Below are 17,653 nucleotides of genomic sequence, written 5' to 3' on the forward strand. Positions count from 1 at the left end.
GCCCTAACAGTCCGGAGGATGCCAGCAGAGACTGGACATGTATCTCCCCGGCCGACATCCGGGGAATCCCATCGACGAAGAACGGGCATAACAATGAACGAAGCCATTGTTGTTGGTATCAACGATTCCCCCAGCAGCGAAGCCGCCACGGCGTGGGCAATGCAGAGGGCAGCTGCCTTGAAGCTGCCCGTACAGCTTGTCCACGCCGTGGATGACCGGTGGGCCTACGACGCAGTTGGCTACAACGAGTGGATCCGGGAATCCGGCGTCAAATTCCTTGCAGCGGCCAAGGAGCGGGCTGCCAAATTGGAGCCAACCGTCACCATTACCACTGACCTCGTCTCGGGCGGGGCCGGTTATGCCTTGGGCAAGCGGTCAAAGAAGGCCTCAATGGTGGTTATTGGTTCCGGACATGGTTGGCCGGGGGGCTCACTAACGGATCGGGCATTGCAGGTGGCCGCCGTCGCCCGCTGTCCGGTAGCAGTGATCGGCGAGCACGACATGACGAATCGAAGCGGCATCGTGGTCGGTGTTGATGGCTCTGAGGAATCCACCCAGGCTGTTGCGTTCGCTGCGGCAGAGGCCGATCGGCAAGGCCAAGAGCTGACCGTGCTGCACGCTTTCCGCACACCGGAACCGTGGGTTACCCGCGGGGTGCCCCACGGCAACTACTTCGAGGTCCTGACAGAGGAGGAGCGCGTCGTGTTGGCTGAAACCGTTGCCGGTCTGGCAGACAAGTACCCGGACATGGTGGTGCACCAGGTTTTGGACACGCACACCCGCCCGGTCGAAGCGCTGCTCGTGGCAGCCGCTACGGCACGCCTGCTGGTGGTCGGCAGCCGGGGTCGGGGCAGCTTCAAGCGTCTTTTGCTGGGCTCCACGGCTCACGCGGTTCTTACCAAATTGCCTTGCCCAACCATCATCACAAGGATCAGCCCGGTCAAGCACTCCGACTGAATCCGTGCATAAAGTACAAAAGTGCGGGCTGGCCCGGGAAACCGTGCAAGCCCGCACTTTCACGATCCATTACTAGACGAGATACACATGCCTGCCCGTAATGATGGTGGGCTGGATACAGATGAAGAGACCTCTGTCCCCTCCTGCCCACGGTTCAGCCATGACCTTGCCCCAGAGACGTGTGAGTACCTCCCGGTCAACCACATGGGAGGAGGGCCCGCTGACCAACACCGACCACCCTTCGCTTCGTTCCGCCCGGGCTTCGTCGATCTGGAACGACGTCTGCAGTCGAGCTGCCGGCTCTCCGATCAGTCCGTCGGCCGAGGTGCGGAAATAGACGCCGTGGTCATGGATGAGGTAATTGACGGGCAGGATCATCACCCTGCCATGGTGGACAAATCCCACCCGCCCTGTGTCCTGGGAACGCAACTTCTCCCAGCACTGCTCCTCGCTGAGTTCATCACTTACATGGCGGGCACCGTCTATGCGTGCTGGATCCATCCCGGGCACAGTCATCTCAAACCTCCTGCGTCTTCGAGTCTTCGGGCATGTGCACAACCAGGACCGGGCAATGTGCGTGTGCGACGCAGGCCGAACTTACCGAGCCCAGCAGCAGACCGCCGAACCCGCCGTGACCGCGGCGCCCCACGACCAGCATCTCAGCACCACGGCTCGCGTTGATCAGCCCTTGCCTGGGGTGGCCGCGCTCAAGGCGGGAAACCACGTTGTCCGGCAGAGCCGCTCCGAAGGCTTTTTCCACTGACTGTTTGAGAACCTCACCCGCGGATTCCTCAAAGCCGGTTATTCCCATGGCGACGTAGCCTTCATAGACGGGTGGGAAGTCCCAGAACGCGATGGCATGTACTTCCCTTGCCAAAGGTACGGCCAAGCGCTGGGCTTCGCGGAGGGCCGCGATGGATGGCTCCGAACCGTCCACGCCCACCACGATCTTCCCTGGTGATCCGTCCTTGCTCATCTTTGTCCTCCTGGCATCCGTACCGTTAGGTGCTGCCAGCATGCCGTGAACGGCCATCATGAAACAGGGCCGAAGGTCACAGTTCGGGTGGCGCTACCGGTGGTTCTCTTCGGATCGGAGATTTTCGATCGTCGCCCTGAGCGTGCGGATCGTATGGTCCAGTTCGGTTGTTACTGCCGTCATCCGCTCCAAGGCGGCTGGATCGTCCATGAAACGCCTGAGGTTCTGGACCCCTAGACCTGCCGCAAACAAGCGTTGAATCACCAAATCGTGCAAGTCGCGCGCAATGCGTTCCCGGTCCGACAGCACCACGCTCTGTTGTCGGAGCGTGCTCACACGGACCAAATCCAAGGCCAGTCCGATCCTGCTGCCGAAAAGGGCGCTGGACTCAACATCCGAACGCGTAAAGGCGGGAGCCCCTATTCCCCGTGCCAGCAAGAGAACACCATTGTCCGTTCCCCGATGACCCAAAGCGGATATCAGCACTGCGCCCAGTTTCTCCGTCAAGTCACCGCCAAGTACGCGCTGGGGGGCCTGCACAATGCGGGATTCGCCGGTTTCGATCACCGACGCCACGACCTCCGAGCTGATGAGCTCCTGGCCGGCATACAGTCCCTGCACCCCAACGGCCGACCGGCAACGCACTACTCCGTCGGACTCGGGGACTGCAACCACAGCAAGAATGGATTCCGACGCCCGAAGGGCGGCCTCGGCCACGAGATCGAGGTGGCTGGCTCCGTCGTCGAACTCGTTCCCGATGAGTTGGCTGCCCAGTTCCATACCGGCCTCAAGCCACCGTTGCCTGCTCTTGCTCGCTTCGAACAGGCGAGCGTTCTGAATCGCAACTCCCGCCGCTGCCGCCAACGCAACGGCCAGCTCCTGGTCAGCGGGGGTGAAATCCTGCCCATCCCTCTTTTCCGTGAGGTACAGATTACCGAAAACGGTGTCCCGGACGCGGATGGGTACGCCAAGGAACGTCTTCATGGGCGGATGGTTGAGGGGGAAACCGGCTGCCATTGGATGCTTGCCAAGGTCATGCAGCCGAAGTGGCTGCGGTTCCCGGATCAGGTGTCCCAGGACGCCGTGGCCTGTGGGCAGGTCCCCGATGGACCTGATCCCGTCGTCATCGATGCCTACGGTGATGAAGTGACTGAGTTGCTGATCCTCTCCGATCACGCCCAGCGCTCCGTATTTGGCGTCCACTAGACTGCAGGCCGACTTCACCACCCGGTCAAGGACGGCTTCCAGGCTGAGGTCCTCTGCAAGGGAAACAACAGCTGAGAGCAAGCCATTCATTTGTTCTTGGGTGTGGAGCAACTCACCCGCGCGTTCGACGAACTCGCGAAGAAGGGAGTCCACGCGTCCCTTCATCGGAGAACTCCAAGGGTGCTCATCGGCCATGGGCTTCCGCCTCCCTTGTCCCGGTCCACGCGTGTCCCTCCGTTGAGTCTAAGGGAGGGAGCTTGATACATGAACAGCTCCCGGAACAGTGTCCTTGGGCCCTTGTGGACTGCGAATGACCCCAGCACGCTTGACGCATGGCAAAGACAATGAGCGCTTGGTGGGTGGGGAACCCGGGAGTGATGGCAACACGGCCACTTAAACGGGGAACCAAGGACGTGCCCATGCCTAAGACCGGCGAAGTACTCATCCAGGTGGATGTGTGCGGCGTGTGCCGCACCGACCTGCACTTGGCCGAAGGTGACCTTGTCCCCCGACGTCCCAACGTAGTGCCGGGACACGAGGCCGTGGGCAGAGTCGTGGAGGCAGGTCCTGGTGCTGAAAGGTTCATCCAGGGAGACCGGGTGGGTGTCGCCTGGCTTGGGGGTACTTGCGGAGTCTGCCCTTATTGTCGGCGCGGAGCGGAGAACCTCTGCGGCTCCCCCGTTTTTACGGGCTGGGACCGCGATGGCGGCTTTGCGGAAATGATGACGGTTCGCGAGGACTATGCCTATGCCATTCCTGCCCGATTCTCCGATGAGGAGGCGGCGCCCCTGCTGTGTTCGGGAATCATCGGCTTCCGTGCCTTGAAGAGAGCCGCACTGCCGCCGGGCGGCCGATTGGGTATCTATGGATTCGGTGGCTCCGCCCACCTGACCGCGCAAATCGCCATTCACCAAGGCGCGTCGGTCTTTGTCATGACGCGTTCGGAGGAAGCCCGGAACCTGGCCCGAAGCCTTGGGGCTGAGTACGTTGGCGGCGCGTACGGTGCTCCCCCGGTAAAACTTGACTCGGCAATTCTCTTCGCTCCGGTGGGTGACTTGGTACCAGTTGCACTACGGGCCTTGGACCGCGGCGGGACCCTTGCCATCGCGGGGATACACCTCAGCGACATTCCACCCCTCATTTACGCCGACGAGCTCTTCTACGAGCGACAAGTCCGCAGCGTCACGGCCAATACGCGGGCCGACGGAGTCGAACTGCTGGCCTTGGCTGCGGATATGCCGCTGCTGCCGACCACCACAACCTACCCTTTCAGCGCAGCAGACCAGGCATTGGAAGATTTGGCCAACGACAGAATTACCGGGGCCGCGGTTCTGAGGATCCACTGACGCGGGCCGATCCTGGGACTGACCAGGCCCGGGGCTCCCGTTTACTGTGCAACCGCTTCTCAAGTTTGGCTTCAGCATCTTCACGGCGTTTGCCCATCCTGAGCAGCTGCTGAACCAAGGGGTTGGGCTGGATCACCGGCATAGCGTCGCGTCGTGCCGGCCCATCGGCTTTACCCGGCGCTCTGCTCGACACCGTGGATCGGCTTTCGACCCGGGTTGCATCCGGGCAGTCGGGCGCAAGTTCCCGCCCCTCGGAATCTACCAGGCGAAACCTGATATTGGTCTTGCCATCCAGAAACAGTTCAAAGGTCCCACCCACGGCGGACCCTCCCTCCCTGCGATAGGTGATTTCGGTGCACCCTTCCGTTCCCAAGGAATGCCTTCCATCAGCATGACCCAGCAAGAGCTCCCTCATAAGGGTCCAAAGTCCCGCGGGCCGACTCTGTTGGCTCCGAATCGCTGAGAGGACTTTGGACTCTGGATGAGGAGCCCCCAGCGACGGACTGTTGAGGCGATGCCGGCACGGCGGCGATTCGCGTTGAGGAAGTAATCGACGGCAACACCTTGGTGGTCCGCGCAGAATTGCCTGGAATTGACCCCGAGAAGGATGCCGAGATAACCGTCTTCGACGGAACACTGACCATCAAGGCAGAGCGTCAGGCGAAAAAAGAACAAAAAGAGAAGGAGGGTTACCGTTCCGAATTCCGTTATGGTTCCTTCGTCCGGCGAGTACCACTTCCGGATGGCGTCAAGGAGGGCGATGTGACTGCGTCCTACAAGGATGGGGTTCTCGAAGTCCGTGCCCCGATCCCCGAACCAGCGGCGCCGGCCGCGGCGGCGGCAAGGATTCCCATTACCAAGGAATAGGGCCCTTGGGTCCGACCATGGGTCGGGCCCAACGGCCGGCGCCAGCGCTGCGGTCGCTGGCTCATCGTTAGCCGAAGAGGACCTCCGCCTCCTTAAAGCGCGATTCCGGAACGGTCTTGAGCGTTCCCAACGCCGCCGCAAGCGGGACATTCGCTATGTCCGTCCCCCGAAGGGAGACCATGGTTCCCCATGCGCCAGCGGCCGCGGACCCTGCTGCCGCCATTCCGAGCCGGGTGGCAAGTACCCGGTCAAAAGCCGTCGGCGCTCCTCCCCGCTGTATATGGCCCAGGACCGTGGCTCTCGTGTCGATGCCCGTCAGCTCTTGGATGAGCCGTTCAAGCAGCATTCCGATGCCGCCCAGTCGTGGTCTGCCGAAGGTATCCAATCCTCGTGGCGAGTAGGGAGCCGCCTGTCCAGCAGGAACAAACGCCTCCGCCACCACCACCAGGGGTGCCCTGCCGCGGTAATAGGCAGAGTTCACCCATGCCGCCACTTGCTCCAGGGAAAGGCTGTGTTCAGGAATCAGGATCGCGTGGGCCCCCGAGGCCATCCCGGCGTGCAACGCAATCCATCCGGCGTTCCGTCCCATGACCTCCACGATCATGCACCGATGGTTGGATTCACCCGTGGTCCGCAATCTGTCGATTGCCTCCGTGGCCGTTTGGACAGCCGTATCGAACCCAAAGGTGTAGTCAGTTGCGCCCAAGTCATTATCGATCGTCTTGGGTACGCCGATGATCTTGACTCCCTGTTCCGACAGGATTTGCGCGGCCGCGAGGGTGCCTTCACCCCCGATGGCAATCAATCCGTCCACCTGGTGACGACGCAACGACTCCGCTACGGCCCCGGACGCTCCGTCCCGCAAAGGATTGGTCCGTGATGTACCCAGCATGGTCCCGCCGAGACCCGCAATACCCCGTACCGCCGCCCTGGGCAGCGGTACGACGTCATCGTCAAGGACGCCGCGCCAACCATCGCGGAAACCGACAAATTCGACATCATAGGCGAGCGCCCCTGCCAAGACAGCACCGCGAATGACGGCATTCAAACCCGGGCAGTCGCCTCCACTCGTGAGGATCCCCAGACGCATCAGGGCTCAGGCACCTTGTCAATCGATGCCATCGAGAAGCTCCTGCTGTCTCCGGCGGCCAGCAACACCGATCGTCCCTTCACCCGGATCCTGACAGGTAGTGCGTCCCCTGGTGCCGACGTCACGCGGATCCGGCCTGCCTTGAGCTGCACTTCCAACAGATGCCCTCTGTACTGGACGTGGAAAGCGACAGCCCCAAGACCGCGTGGCATGCAAGGACTGAAAGAGATTCCTTCACGCCCCATTTTCAAACCTGCGAAACTTCTTTGAACCACATCAATGGACCCTGCCATCGCACCCAGATGTATGCCCGCCTTGGTCGTTCCGTGTTGAGTGTCGTCCAAGTCGGCGTCCAGCGCCTCCCGAAAGCTGTCCCATGCCCTATCCGGGTCCACGGATGCCAACACGGAGGCGTGGGCCACACGGCTCAATGTCGAGCCGTGTGCGGTCCGCGCCAGATAGTACTCAATGGTCTTGTCAAGCTGCTCCTTGCTCATTCCGTAACCCAATCTTTCCAGAGAGGTGCGGAGGCCGTCATGACCGAGTAGATACGGCAGCATCAATACGTCTGCTTGTTTGGAGACCTTGTAGCGGTTGACGTCATCACCCTCCGCTTCAAGGATGAGATCCAACCTCTCGATGTTGCCGTACTTCTGCCGGTACCTGTCCCAGTCGAGATCCTCAAGGGAGTCGTAGCCGAGGAACTGGCTGATCACACCATCGGCATGGAACGGAACGAACATTTCCCTGGCCAGGCGCTTCCACTTGGCTACTTCTTCCTGTGTGATGTTCAGGCGGTCCATCAGGTCAACCAATTGGTGGCCTGAAAGCGACTCGGGGATCTCTGCTGCCCGCTCGCAGATCCAGGCAGCCATCACGTTGGTATAGGCATTGTCATCCAAACCAGGACGAGACTCACCCGGACGGCGGGTGTGGTATTCGTCCGGTCCCACTATTCCTCGAAGATGGAACCGACCATCGTGAGGAGCATACTGTGCCATCGAAGCGAAGAACCGTGCCACCTCCACAATGAGCTCTGCCCCTTTGTCCAGGAACCATGCCCTGTCACCTGTGGCCTCAAAGTACTCGCAAACGTTGAAGGCAACCCCCAGCCCTACGTGCCGCTGCATTCTGGAATAGTCCGCGACCCATCGTCCTGACCGCGCGTTGTACAACCAATGGGGTGTTTCCTCGCTGCCGTCACTTCCGCTTTGCCACGGGAACATTGCTCCCGCAAGGCCGTGGACTGCAGCTGCCTGCCGGGCTGCCGGAAGCCGGCGCCAACGGTAATCGATCAATGACCGGGCAACCTCGGGCGTCCTGGAGGTCAGGACAGGCAGGACAAAGAGCTCGTCCCAAAAGACGTGTCCGCGGTAGCCCTCGCCGTGGAGCCCCCGTGCCGGGACCCCGACGTCGAGTTCTGCTGTGTGGTGGGTCAGAGTCTGGAGCACATGGAACAGGTGCAGGTTCAGGACCAGTTGGACCTGCATGGGAGCTTCGAGTTCCACACGGAATGGTCGAAGGACCTTCCGCCAGGCTTCTTGGTGCGCGGTCAAGAGAGTGGCGAAATCGCTGCCTGCGCGCTCAAGGACAGCCATGGCTTCTGACCGTGCCGATGAAATCGGACGGTCCCTGGAAGTCACAACGGCGGCGACCCTGGTCACGGTTATTGCCACACCGTCGGTGCACTTGGCATGGAACGTACGGAAATGAAAAGCACCTGTGGCTCCTCGGGCGCCACCTGCACCGCAAACATCTGCGTGGAAGGCGATGGCAATGCGGATCTGGCTTTGGCTGGTTTCGGCTTCCACCAAAGAGACGCCGACATCGGCCTCAGTGTTTTTCGGCGTTCGATCGTGCAGATGGGTCCGGGTCCCGGTGGCCGGTTCGGCAAGGTTGGCGTTTCGGATACCGGCGTCCACCCCTGCCCGCACGCTGATGATTCCGCTCCAGCCCAAGGGAACAATCCGGATTTCAGCTGCTAGCAGGTGAGGCTGTGCCATCGAAACAATGCGTTTTTCCTCGATGTCCAGGCGGCGCCCGTCCGGTGCCTCCAAAAGCACCTGGCGGCTCAGCATAGCCCTTCCCATGTCAAGGGTTCTTCTCTCTCGAACCAACCGGAACCCGCCTTCCGACCACCACACACCGTCCTCCAGGCACAGATCCAGGGGCAGGCAATCGGGCGCATTGACCAAGTGTTCTTCTACTACGACCTCTCTGCCGATCCGAGCCGGCACCCGGTTGTAGACACCGGCCAGGTACATTCCCGCGTACCTGGTTTCCCTTCCGCGCTCTGCAACGGCCCCGCGCACTCCCATGTAACCGTTTCCCAACGTGGTGAGGGCCTCGCGGTGGCCTTCGTGCTCGGGCGCCGTCCCTTCATAGACAAGGAGCCACGGATCAGCCATAACGAGTCCGAGGTCCAGTTCGCCCACGTCGTTGAGGACCACGTCAGCCCCAGCGGCTTCGAGTTGGCGGCGAGTCCCCTGCCGGTCAATTCCCACCACAAGCCCGAATCCACCGCTTCGTGCTGACTCAACCCCGGCCGCTGAATCTTCGATGACAACAGCGCGTTTCGGGGCAACTCCCAGCCGTTTGCTCGCTTCAAGAAAGACATCCGGTGCTGGCTTGCCCGCAAGTTTGAGATTCGCCGCGGTATTGCCGTCCACAACTACTGCAAAAGCATCAGCCATCCGCGCCGCCGCCAGGACGGGAGTTGCATTGCGGCTCGACGTGACCACTGCCGACGGCACTCCGGCGGCTTTGAGACTTTCCAGCAGCCGCATCGTGCCAGGGTACGTTTGGACGCCTTCCTCCTTCAGCCGGGCCAGGTAGGCCTTGTTTTTCAATCCGCCAAGTCCGTACGCGGTCCAGTCTCCAGTGGCATCGGTCGGTGAACCCAAGGCGATGTCAATGCCTCTGGATGCCAGAAGGTCGATCAAGCCCGCTTCACGGGACTTGCCATCCAGCAATGACAAATAGTCACCAGCCGTAAATGGCGGCGCGATGGGGACCTTGGGGAACCGTGGATCCCGCACAATCGATTCGTATGCGTCGCCCCAAGCTGCCTGATGCACGGCCGCGGTGTGCGTGACCACGCCGTCCAAATCAAAGATGACCGCGTCATACGGTGGCATGGCGGCGGCCGCGGTGGGTGACCCCTTCATTTGTTCACTTTCAGTCCGTTCAGCCCAAGCGGTCTTCAGCCGCCGCTATCAGCGGAACTGTACGGAGGAAAGTATCAGGATTCAGCGAGATCGAATCGATGCCTTCACGGACAAGGAACTCCGCAAAATCCGCATGGTTGCTGGGGCCTTGACCACAAATTCCTATCTTGATTCCGGCGCCGTGGGCCTTCCCGATGACCTCGGAAATCATGGTGGTCACGGCTTCGTCGCGCTCATCAAACAAGCCCGCCAATTGTTCGGAGTCACGGTCCACGCCCAGGACCAGCTGGGTCAGGTCATTGGATCCGATGGAAAAGCCGTCGAATCGCTTGGCGAATTGCTCAGCCATCACCACGTTGGACGGAATCTCGCACATCATGTAGATGCGCAGCCCCTCACTCCCGCGGGCAAGTCCGTTCTCCGCCATGACACCGAGAACCAAGTCTGCTTCATGCACTGTCCGGCAGAACGGAACCATCACGATCACGTTGGAGAACCCGATCACTTCGCGAACCCGCTTTACGGCACGGCATTCCAAGGCGAATGCTTCCCTGTATTCTTCGCTGTAGTAACGTGAGGCCCCCCGGAATCCCAGCATCGGGTTTTCTTCCGGGTGTTCGAAAGAACCGCCTCCGATGAGGTGCCCGTATTCATTGCTCTTGAAGTCGCTGAGCCGGACAACCACCGGTTTGGGATGGAAGGGAGCTGCGATCTTTGCGATGCCTGTAGCGAGGACGGTAGTGAAGTACTCTTCCGGATTGGCATAACCCTCTGTCAACTCTTCTATCAGGCGGGCGGCGGCCACGTCCTCCACCATCTCTGGATGGACAAGCGCCATGGGATGGACGCGGATCAAGTTACTAATGATGAATTCCATTCTCGCAAGGCCCACTCCGGCCGCAGGGAGGCGCCACCATGTGAATGCCGCTGCGGGGCTGGCGATATTGACCATGACGTCGGTTCGCGTCGCGGGGAGGGTCCCCATGTCCACCTCTTCCACGTCGAACTCCAAGGCCCCTTCATAGACCTGCCCTTCTTCTCCTTCGGCGCAGGAGAGTGTGACCGCGGCGCCTTCGGCCAATGCTTCGGTGGCGTTACCTGTGCCGACTACCGCTGGAACACCCAGTTCCCGGCTCACGATTGCAGCGTGGCTGGTGGGCCCGCCGTGGTCGGTCACGATCCCCGCCGCCCTCTTCATCACGGGAACCCAATCAGGGTCGGTCATCCGGGTCACCAACACGGCCCCATCGACGAACGTCTCGATGTCCTTGGCGTCACGGACGACGCATACGGTGCCGGAGGCAATCGCAGTGCCCACAGCGGATCCCGATGCGAGGACGCGGCGGCCAGCTTCCCTCAGGTGGTACATGCGGAAGAGCGACCCGCTGCGTTGGGCCTGGACCGTTTCAGGTCGTGCCTGGACCATGAAGAGCTCGCCTGTTGTGCCGTCTTTTGCCCATTCCATGTCCATGGGGCGCGCGTAATGGCTTTCAACGGCCACTGCCCAACGAGCAAGCTGGACGATCTCCTGGTCCTGGAGAACCAAGGCACGTCGTTCCTGATCAGTTGTGTCCACCATTTGCGTGGTCACCGTCCCGCCCAGCCTGTAGATCATTTTGCGCTCTTTTGTTCCCACATTTCTTTCGATCACCGGGATCAGGCCAGGATCTGCGAGTAAGGGTTTGAACACTTGGTACTTGTCCGGGTTGATAGTTCCCTGGACAACTGTCTCTCCCAATCCCCACGCAGCACTTATGACGACGCTGCGTGGGAACCCCGACTCTGTGTCAATGGAGAACATCACACCTGACGCACCAACGTCGGAGCGCACCATGCGTTGGACTCCAACTGACAATGCCACGTCCAGGTGGCCAAAACCTTTGATCTCCCGGTAGCTGATGGCGCGATCGGTGAAGAGGGAGGCATAGCAGCGTCGGCAGGCATCAATGAGTGCCCGCTCACCAGAGATATTCAGGAAGGTCTCCTGCTGCCCGGCAAAGCTCGCGTCCGGCAGATCCTCCGCGGTAGCGCTGCTGCGGACCGCTACCGCCAGCTGGCCCTGCCCGGCACGTTCGCACAGGCGCCGATAGCTCTGCCTCACGCTCTCCATGAACCCGGTTGGGAATTCGGCGGCCAGGATCGATTCCCTAATGGCATGTCCTGCCTCGCGAAGCGATGAAACTCCGGACCTGAAATCATTGAGGGAAGCTTTGATGACAGGTTCGAGTCCGCTGGAGGCCAGAAACATCCGGTATGCAGAGGACGTCGTTGCAAATCCGTCAGGGACCCTGACCCCGGCTGAGCGCAGGGCTGTGGACAATTCACCCAGCGAAGCGTTCTTTCCGCCCACATCGGGAACGTCCCCCATTCCAATGTCATCAAACCACCTCACATGGGCGCTGACGACTGATTCTTCAACGGCTGGTTTCATGCCTTGATTCTGGGCGCTGCCGGATGGTGCAGGCAGAGTCTTTGGTCCCGCAACTGCCGTGACTTTCGGCCCTGTTTCCTGCCTCCTCCGACCCACATGCTGGAAAAGAGACCAGGAGGAACACCATGGGACTTTCGGAGTTCGAACAGCTCCAATTGGACAACATCGCAAGGGGTCTTCAGGAGCAGGACCCCAGACTGGCCACGTTAATGAGTCTGCAAAGTCTGGACGGGCGCCGATGGAAAGGTACCAAGCGCGGCGTCCTTGCAGCCGTGGCCGGCCTCGGCTTGTTGCTGGCAAGTTTCCCACTGGGCAGCCTGACGCTCGGCGTAGTCGGTTTTCTGTTGATGGGCGGGGGAACGTACTGGGCAACTCTTTTCATGGATGACCGTCCGCCTCTCCGGTTCATACCCCGCAATCAACCGCACCACAGCGAAAAGGACAAGGAACAATCATGAAAGCACTCGTTGTTTACGATTCCGGCTTCGGAAACACGAAGTCCATTGCCGAGGCCATAGCTGCCGGCCTCACATCGCTTCAGGCCAAGGCCATACCGGTTGGCCAGCTCCGGATGGAAGACGTCGCAGTCGGGGACCTGTTGGTGATCGGCAGCCCCATCAATGGCTGGCAACCTACCCAAAAGACCATGGAAACTCTGGCTAATCTCAGCCGTCGCGGACTTTCAGGAATCATGGCCGCAGCCTTCGACACAAGGGTCAAACTGTTCATTCACGGCGATGCCGCCAAGAAAATAGCCAAAACCCTGCAGGAGGCCGGTGCAATCCTCATTGCAAAACCCATGCCGTTCTACGTCAAGGGAACTGAAGGACCCCTGCTCGACGGGGAGACGGCCCGGGCTACTGCGTGGGCCGAAGTTCTTCTGGCCCAAGCCAGGGCTCAGCGAACCCAGAGGAGCGCATGATGCCCAGCTGGCTTGATCCGCACAAGATCATCGTTGGAGTCGATGGGTCCAAAGCCTCGGTTGAGGCACTACGCTACGGTCAAAGGCTTGCCGAGGCGCTCAACGCGCCGCTGGAAGCATGGGGCTGCTGGGAGATGCCGCTGGGATACGAAGGGTATCTGGCAATGGGGATCGACGGCTTTGCCCACGATGCCGAAGAAAACGTCAAGGAGGCCGTCGCGCAGGCCTTCGGTGCCGAACAGCCCAAGAATTTCAGCACCCGATTGGTGCAGGGCTCGGCTCGCGCAGCGTTGGTTGAGGGCAGCAAACACGCTTCCCATCTGGTGGTTGGCCGGCGTGGTCATGGTGGTTTTGGCGGTCTCCTCCTTGGATCTGTCAGTTCGGCGTGCGTCGCACATGCCCACTGCCCCGTCGTCGTAGTCCACGCCCCCGAAGAGACCACATAAGATGTCAACGGGCCAGATGTCCATACCGGCGGCTGCCGGGCCCCCGACAGCCAAATCCACCGCCGCCATCGAGGCGGCCGGGCTGACGAAGGCATTCGGCGACAAAATCGCACTTAACGGCCTGGACCTGCTGGTGCCGGAGGGATCCATTTTCGGCTTTCTTGGACCCAACGGAGCAGGCAAGACCACCCTTCTTCGTGTCCTGACGGGCCTCTCCCGCGCCACAGGGGGTTCGCTCCAAATTTTCGGCCGTGAAGTAGCGGAAAGCGGGTACTCAATCCGCCACAACGTCGGTTACCTCCCTGACGTGCCCGCGTTCTACGACTGGATGACGGCGCGGCAAACAATGCGTTTTGCCGGCAAGTTGCACGGTCTGGAAGGCGCGACACTGGATGCCAGAACCGACGAACTGCTCGACTTCGTCCGGCTTGGCGGAATCACCAGCCGGTCGGGAAATACTCTCGCGGGATGCGTCAGCGATTGGGCGTAGCACAGGCGCTTGTCAGCTCGCCCAAGTTGCTGCTGTTGGACGAACCCACTAGCGCACTGGACCCAGGAGGCCGGAGGGAACTCCTGGAATTCATCGGAGCATTGCGCGGAAAGACCACGGTCTTTTTCTCAACGCATATCCTCAGCGACGTGGAGCGCGTCTGCGACTCCGTAGCAATCCTGGACCAGGGACGAGTCCTGGCCCAATCTACAATGGACGATTTGCGCACCCGTCATGGCAATCGGCGACTGTCACTTGAGGTCAGCGCGGGGGCGAACGCCCTGGCCAGGACCATCGCAGAACGTCCATGGGCCATCTCAGTACACCCGGGTCCACGGGGTGAGATCGACGTGCTGGTATCGGACGTCGAAACAGCCCAACATGAAATCCCGCTCTTGATCAGCAATCAGGGTACGGGCCTTATTCGTTTGGAAAACGCTGAAGTGGGGCTTGAAGAGGTTTTCCTTGAGCTGGTTGGAAACGGGGAACGATGAGCACCTTTTCAGTACTGGCAGCGAAGGAAAGCCAGGAAATCATCCGCACTTGGCGGGTCTGGGTGCTGCCGGCAATAGTCATGTTCTTTGCGGTCATTGGTCCACCCTTGGCCAAAATCACTCCGGAGCTCCTTGGATCGTTAACTGCCAACACGCCGGGCTCATTGGGTCTACCTGAAGCGACCTTCGGCGATGCGTATGGGCAGTGGATCAAGAATCTGTCGCAGATTGTCCTTTTTGCCATCATCATTATTTACGGCGGCGTTGTCTCCACGGAGATCCGGGAAGGAACGGCGGGCTTCATCCTCACCAAGCCCGTATCCCGCACGACGTTCGTTTCGGCGAAAGCTGCCGTCCATGCCGGCTTCATCACCGTTGTCTTTGCCCTGGGAACTTTTACCACTTGGGTTTCAACTCAGGTGACATTCGCCGTCGCTCCGTCAGCGCAGCTGTGGGGTGCAGCATTCCTGCTGCTGTTGTACGGGATTCTCGCGTTCGCCTACACCTTCGCGTTCTCAGTCCTGATACCCGCCCCGGCCGGCGCATCCGGAGCTGGTTTAGGTATCTACGTCCTGTTGGCCGTGGGCGCGGCTTGGGATCCACTCGCTACGTATGGGCCGGCGGGCGTCCCCGCAATAGCCGCCGCTGTTGCCACTGGCCAGGAACATGTGTCCCCGGCGTGGCCTGCAGTGACCACACTCCTCGCCGCGGCCGCCGCCATCGGGGCAGCAGTGCTGATCTTCGACCGGAAGGAACTCCGGCCATGAAGAAGCCTGCCCACATCGTCATGCTCGTCGTCGGGATCTTCTTGTCGGTCTTCGGCTTCACTCTGGCTGCGGCAGGAGCCGCCGCGACGTGGTTGGCCGCGGTTCAAGACAATGGCGCGTTCTTCACATCCCCAACGGAGCGCTACACCGTCTCGTCCTATGCCTTGGTCTCACCCCAACTCGACGCCGTCGGTGAGGGCACGCCTCAGAGACTTCCTTTCGACGTCGGGACACTGCGGCTGCGCGCCACCGCTGCGGACCCCGGCCGTGACATCTTCATTGGCATTGCACCCCAAAACGAGGTGGAAAGCTACCTCGCGGGCGTGCACCACACAGAACTGCAGGAAGTAAAGTTCCAGCCCTTCCGGCCCGTGTACCGAAATGTGCCTGGTTCCTCCAGCGCAAAGCCTCCCGGTGCGCAGCAGTTCTGGGCCGCGTCGGCTACCGGCCCAGGGGAACAGGAACTGACGTGGAACATTGCCGCCGGCAACTGGACAGTGGTGGTCATGAACGCTGATGCCTCTACCGGTGTTTCCGCCGACCTCCAAGCAGGCTTCCGCTCTGAACTCATCAAGCCAGCTGCAACTGGACTGTTGCTGGCAGGCATTCTCGCGATCGTGGTCGGTGTGCCTCTCTTGGTGGCGGGGGCCGTTGGCCTTGGCCGTGGTGGGGGGCCGTCCGGATCAATTCCGCACCAGGTACCGGTTGCAGCCGGGCAGCGGCCGGCCACCACCACCTTGTACCATCCACTGCATCTGACGGGCCACCTTGATCCTGCCGTATCCCGATGGATGTGGCTGGTGAAATGGTTCCTCGCAATCCCGCATTTCTTCCTGCTGTTCTTCCTTTGGTTCGCTTTCGCGGTGACCAGCATCATGGCCTGGTTCGCCATCCTCTTCACGGGCCGTTACCCGCAATCACTCTTCCATTTCAATGTCGGCGTACTGCGGTGGAGCTGGCGCGTTGCCTTCTACTCCTACGCCGTTGGCGGGACCGATCGCTATCCTCCGTTCACTCTTGCCCGCACGGACTACCCCGCCGGTCTGGAGGTGGATTATCCGCAGCGGCTCTCCCGTGGATTGGTTCTGGTCAAGTCCTGGCTCCTGCTCATACCCCATCTGCTCATCGTGGGTGCTTTCACGGGAACGGCTACATGGGCTTGGCGAACACAGGATGGACCCTCCGGCGTGGTCAACGACCGCGGCGGCGGACTGTCCCTGTTGGCTCTGCTCGTGCTCATCGCCTTAGTGATCCTCCTCTTTACTGGCAGTTATCCGCGCCCGCTCTTCGCTTTCATCATGGGTATCAACCGATGGGTCTACCGGGTGATGGTCTACGGGGCCCTCCTGCGTGACGAGTATCCGCCATTCCGTTTGGATCTGGGTGCCAGCGACCCTGACCCCACGGAGCCTCCACCCTTGACCGAACGGATCAACGAGCCATGACCGGGGACGAGGCTGCGGCAATGGCCCCGGTGCCGCGACGAAAGGCACGACGGCGAGTCGTCGCCGTCGTGATTCTGGCCGCTGTGGCGGTTCTTGTCCTCGGTCTCACCCTGATGATGACGACCCGGCCCCAGGGATTGCCTGCCGTTTCTACGCAGGCTCCCACGCCCACGCCAACCGGGATGTCAGCGTCACCCACCACCAGTGCTTCGTCTTACGCTTCTCCGCAGGCCAGCGCGCCAGGTGCAGGACCGGAAGAAGTCCCATCGCCCACCTCTGCCCCATCGGAGACCAGCGAATCGTCGCCACCGGCCGCCGACGCCCTGCCGGCGTCGCTGCTGGGGCAGGACCTCACTGCCATTCCCCGGGCAGGACCGGTGATGGCCTTGACGTTTGACGCCGGAGCCGATTCAGCCGCGCTGAACAGCATACTGTCAACGCTTTCACGGGAGAACGTAAAAGCAACGTTCTTTCTGACTGGAAGTTGGGCTGCCGCTCATCCCGCTGGGGTAGCGCAGATCGTGGCTGCGGGGCATCGCCTGGGTAATCACTCAATGACCCATCCTTCGTTCACCCAACTCCCGGACCAGGCAATCGCGGAAGAAATAGTACGCAGTGAACAAGCTGTCATGGCCGCTGGCGGTGACCCCCGGCCCCTCTTCAGATTTCCTTTCGGCGACAGGGACGCCAGAACCATCGCAGTGGTCAACAGCCTCGGCTACGTGGCGGTGCGCTGGAGCGTGGACACGCTTGGATGGAAAGGAACCAGCGGCGGGTTGTCGCGGGAATCCGTTACCCAGCGCGTTCTGGACGGTCTCCGACCAGAAGCGATTATTTTGATGCACATAGGTTCCAACCCGGATGACGGAACCACCTTGGATGCTGATGCGCTTCCCGCGATCATCAACGGGACCAGGGCAGCTGGGTATGGCCTTGTCACCTTGGATCAACTGCTGGTTGGTTAGGTCACGGCACCTCATGCGGTAAGGCAGCCGATCGACGCACCATGGTCTACGGCGGAACGCTGATTACCTCAGGCAGCGCTTGCT

16 protein-coding genes and 1 pseudogene are annotated in these 17,653 nt (G+C 61.0%); 11 read left to right on the forward strand and 6 right to left on the reverse strand.

Annotated features, from left to right (window positions below):
- The first annotated feature begins 93 nt into the window (after positions 1 to 93).
- Complete coding sequence (locus ACIQC5_RS10705) at positions 94 to 957, forward strand: universal stress protein (RefSeq protein WP_400281508.1); 864 nt, start codon at positions 94 to 96, stop codon at positions 955 to 957.
- A gap of 72 nt (positions 958 to 1,029) precedes the next feature.
- Here the strand turns inward: ACIQC5_RS10705 and ACIQC5_RS10710 are convergent, their stop codons facing one another.
- The 3 genes from ACIQC5_RS10710 to ACIQC5_RS10720 form a co-directional block, all read right to left on the reverse strand.
- Positions 1,030 to 1,473 carry a pyridoxamine 5'-phosphate oxidase family protein gene (locus ACIQC5_RS10710; RefSeq protein WP_400281510.1) on the reverse strand — a complete coding sequence of 148 codons (444 nt, stop codon included), beginning with the start codon at positions 1,471 to 1,473 and terminating at the stop codon, positions 1,030 to 1,032.
- 1 nt (position 1,474) lies between these two features.
- Positions 1,475 to 1,933, reverse strand: a complete 459-nt coding sequence (locus ACIQC5_RS10715) for a universal stress protein (protein ID WP_400281513.1) — start codon at positions 1,931 to 1,933, stop codon at positions 1,475 to 1,477.
- A gap of 93 nt (positions 1,934 to 2,026) precedes the next feature.
- Complete coding sequence (locus ACIQC5_RS10720; RefSeq protein ID WP_400281516.1) at positions 2,027 to 3,304, reverse strand: GAF domain-containing protein; 1,278 nt, start codon at positions 3,302 to 3,304, stop codon at positions 2,027 to 2,029.
- A 179-nt stretch (positions 3,305 to 3,483) separates the two neighbouring features.
- On the opposite strand from ACIQC5_RS10720, the gene ACIQC5_RS10725 reads away from it, so the two are divergent.
- Both ACIQC5_RS10725 and ACIQC5_RS10730 read left to right on the forward strand, forming a co-directional pair.
- Positions 3,484 to 4,485, forward strand: a complete 1,002-nt coding sequence (locus ACIQC5_RS10725; RefSeq protein WP_400281716.1) for a zinc-dependent alcohol dehydrogenase family protein — start codon at positions 3,484 to 3,486, stop codon at positions 4,483 to 4,485.
- Positions 4,486 to 5,052: 567 nt separating this feature from the next.
- Entirely contained in the window at positions 5,053 to 5,352 is a 300-nt protein-coding gene (locus ACIQC5_RS10730; RefSeq protein ID WP_400281519.1) for an Hsp20/alpha crystallin family protein, read from the forward strand.
- Positions 5,353 to 5,419: 67 nt separating this feature from the next.
- Here the strand turns inward: ACIQC5_RS10730 and ACIQC5_RS10735 are convergent, their stop codons facing one another.
- Genes ACIQC5_RS10735 through ppsA form a run of 3 tightly spaced genes read right to left on the reverse strand, consistent with a single transcriptional unit; the run spans position 5,420 to position 12,040 of the window.
- Entirely contained in the window at positions 5,420 to 6,442 is a 1,023-nt protein-coding gene (locus ACIQC5_RS10735) for a 6-phosphofructokinase (RefSeq protein ID WP_400281522.1), read from the reverse strand.
- Entirely contained in the window at positions 6,442 to 9,609 is a 3,168-nt protein-coding gene (locus tag ACIQC5_RS10740) for an HAD-IA family hydrolase (RefSeq protein WP_400281525.1), read from the reverse strand. Before ACIQC5_RS10740 ends, ACIQC5_RS10735 begins: the two co-directional genes overlap by 1 nt.
- A 19-nt stretch (positions 9,610 to 9,628) precedes the next feature.
- On the reverse strand, positions 9,629 to 12,040 hold the full coding sequence (ppsA, locus tag ACIQC5_RS10745; protein WP_400281527.1) for a phosphoenolpyruvate synthase: 2,412 nt from the start codon (positions 12,038 to 12,040) through the stop codon (positions 9,629 to 9,631).
- A 125-nt stretch (positions 12,041 to 12,165) separates the two neighbouring features.
- On the opposite strand from ppsA, the gene ACIQC5_RS10750 reads away from it, so the two are divergent.
- The 8 genes and pseudogenes from ACIQC5_RS10750 to ACIQC5_RS10785 all read left to right on the forward strand — a co-directional run bounded on the left by ACIQC5_RS10750 (position 12,166) and on the right by ACIQC5_RS10785 (position 17,569).
- Entirely contained in the window at positions 12,166 to 12,498 is a 333-nt protein-coding gene (locus ACIQC5_RS10750) for a DUF3040 domain-containing protein (protein ID WP_400281530.1), read from the forward strand.
- Complete coding sequence (locus ACIQC5_RS10755; protein ID WP_400281532.1) at positions 12,495 to 12,962, forward strand: flavodoxin family protein; 468 nt, start codon at positions 12,495 to 12,497, stop codon at positions 12,960 to 12,962. The genes ACIQC5_RS10750 and ACIQC5_RS10755 overlap by 4 nt, the downstream gene beginning before the upstream one ends.
- Positions 12,962 to 13,408 (forward strand): universal stress protein, encoded by a 447-nt coding sequence (locus tag ACIQC5_RS10760; protein WP_400281535.1) that lies wholly within the window; start codon positions 12,962 to 12,964, stop codon positions 13,406 to 13,408. Before ACIQC5_RS10755 ends, ACIQC5_RS10760 begins: the two co-directional genes overlap by 1 nt.
- 16 nt (positions 13,409 to 13,424) lie before the next feature.
- Positions 13,425 to 13,891, forward strand: a pseudogene (locus tag ACIQC5_RS10765) (ABC transporter ATP-binding protein); the annotation flags it as partial.
- Positions 13,877 to 14,392 carry an AAA family ATPase gene (locus ACIQC5_RS10770; RefSeq protein WP_400281719.1) on the forward strand — a complete coding sequence of 172 codons (516 nt, stop codon included), beginning with the start codon at positions 13,877 to 13,879 and terminating at the stop codon, positions 14,390 to 14,392. The pseudogene ACIQC5_RS10765 and the gene ACIQC5_RS10770, both read left to right, overlap by 15 nt.
- A complete protein-coding gene (locus ACIQC5_RS10775) occupies positions 14,389 to 15,159 on the forward strand; it encodes an ABC transporter permease (protein ID WP_400281537.1) in 771 nt (256 codons plus the stop codon). Before ACIQC5_RS10770 ends, ACIQC5_RS10775 begins: the two co-directional genes overlap by 4 nt.
- Positions 15,156 to 16,604 carry a DUF4389 domain-containing protein gene (locus ACIQC5_RS10780; RefSeq protein ID WP_400281540.1) on the forward strand — a complete coding sequence of 483 codons (1,449 nt, stop codon included), beginning with the start codon at positions 15,156 to 15,158 and terminating at the stop codon, positions 16,602 to 16,604. Before ACIQC5_RS10775 ends, ACIQC5_RS10780 begins: the two co-directional genes overlap by 4 nt.
- The gene (locus ACIQC5_RS10785; protein WP_400281542.1) at positions 16,601 to 17,569 is read left to right on the forward strand and encodes a polysaccharide deacetylase family protein; all 969 of its coding nucleotides are present in this window, start codon (positions 16,601 to 16,603) and stop codon (positions 17,567 to 17,569) included. Before ACIQC5_RS10780 ends, ACIQC5_RS10785 begins: the two co-directional genes overlap by 4 nt.
- Positions 17,570 to 17,653: the final 84 nt, after the last annotated feature.

It is taken from the genome of Paenarthrobacter sp. NPDC092416, from assembly GCF_044755025.1.
Lineage (GTDB): Bacteria > Actinomycetota > Actinomycetes > Actinomycetales > Micrococcaceae > Arthrobacter.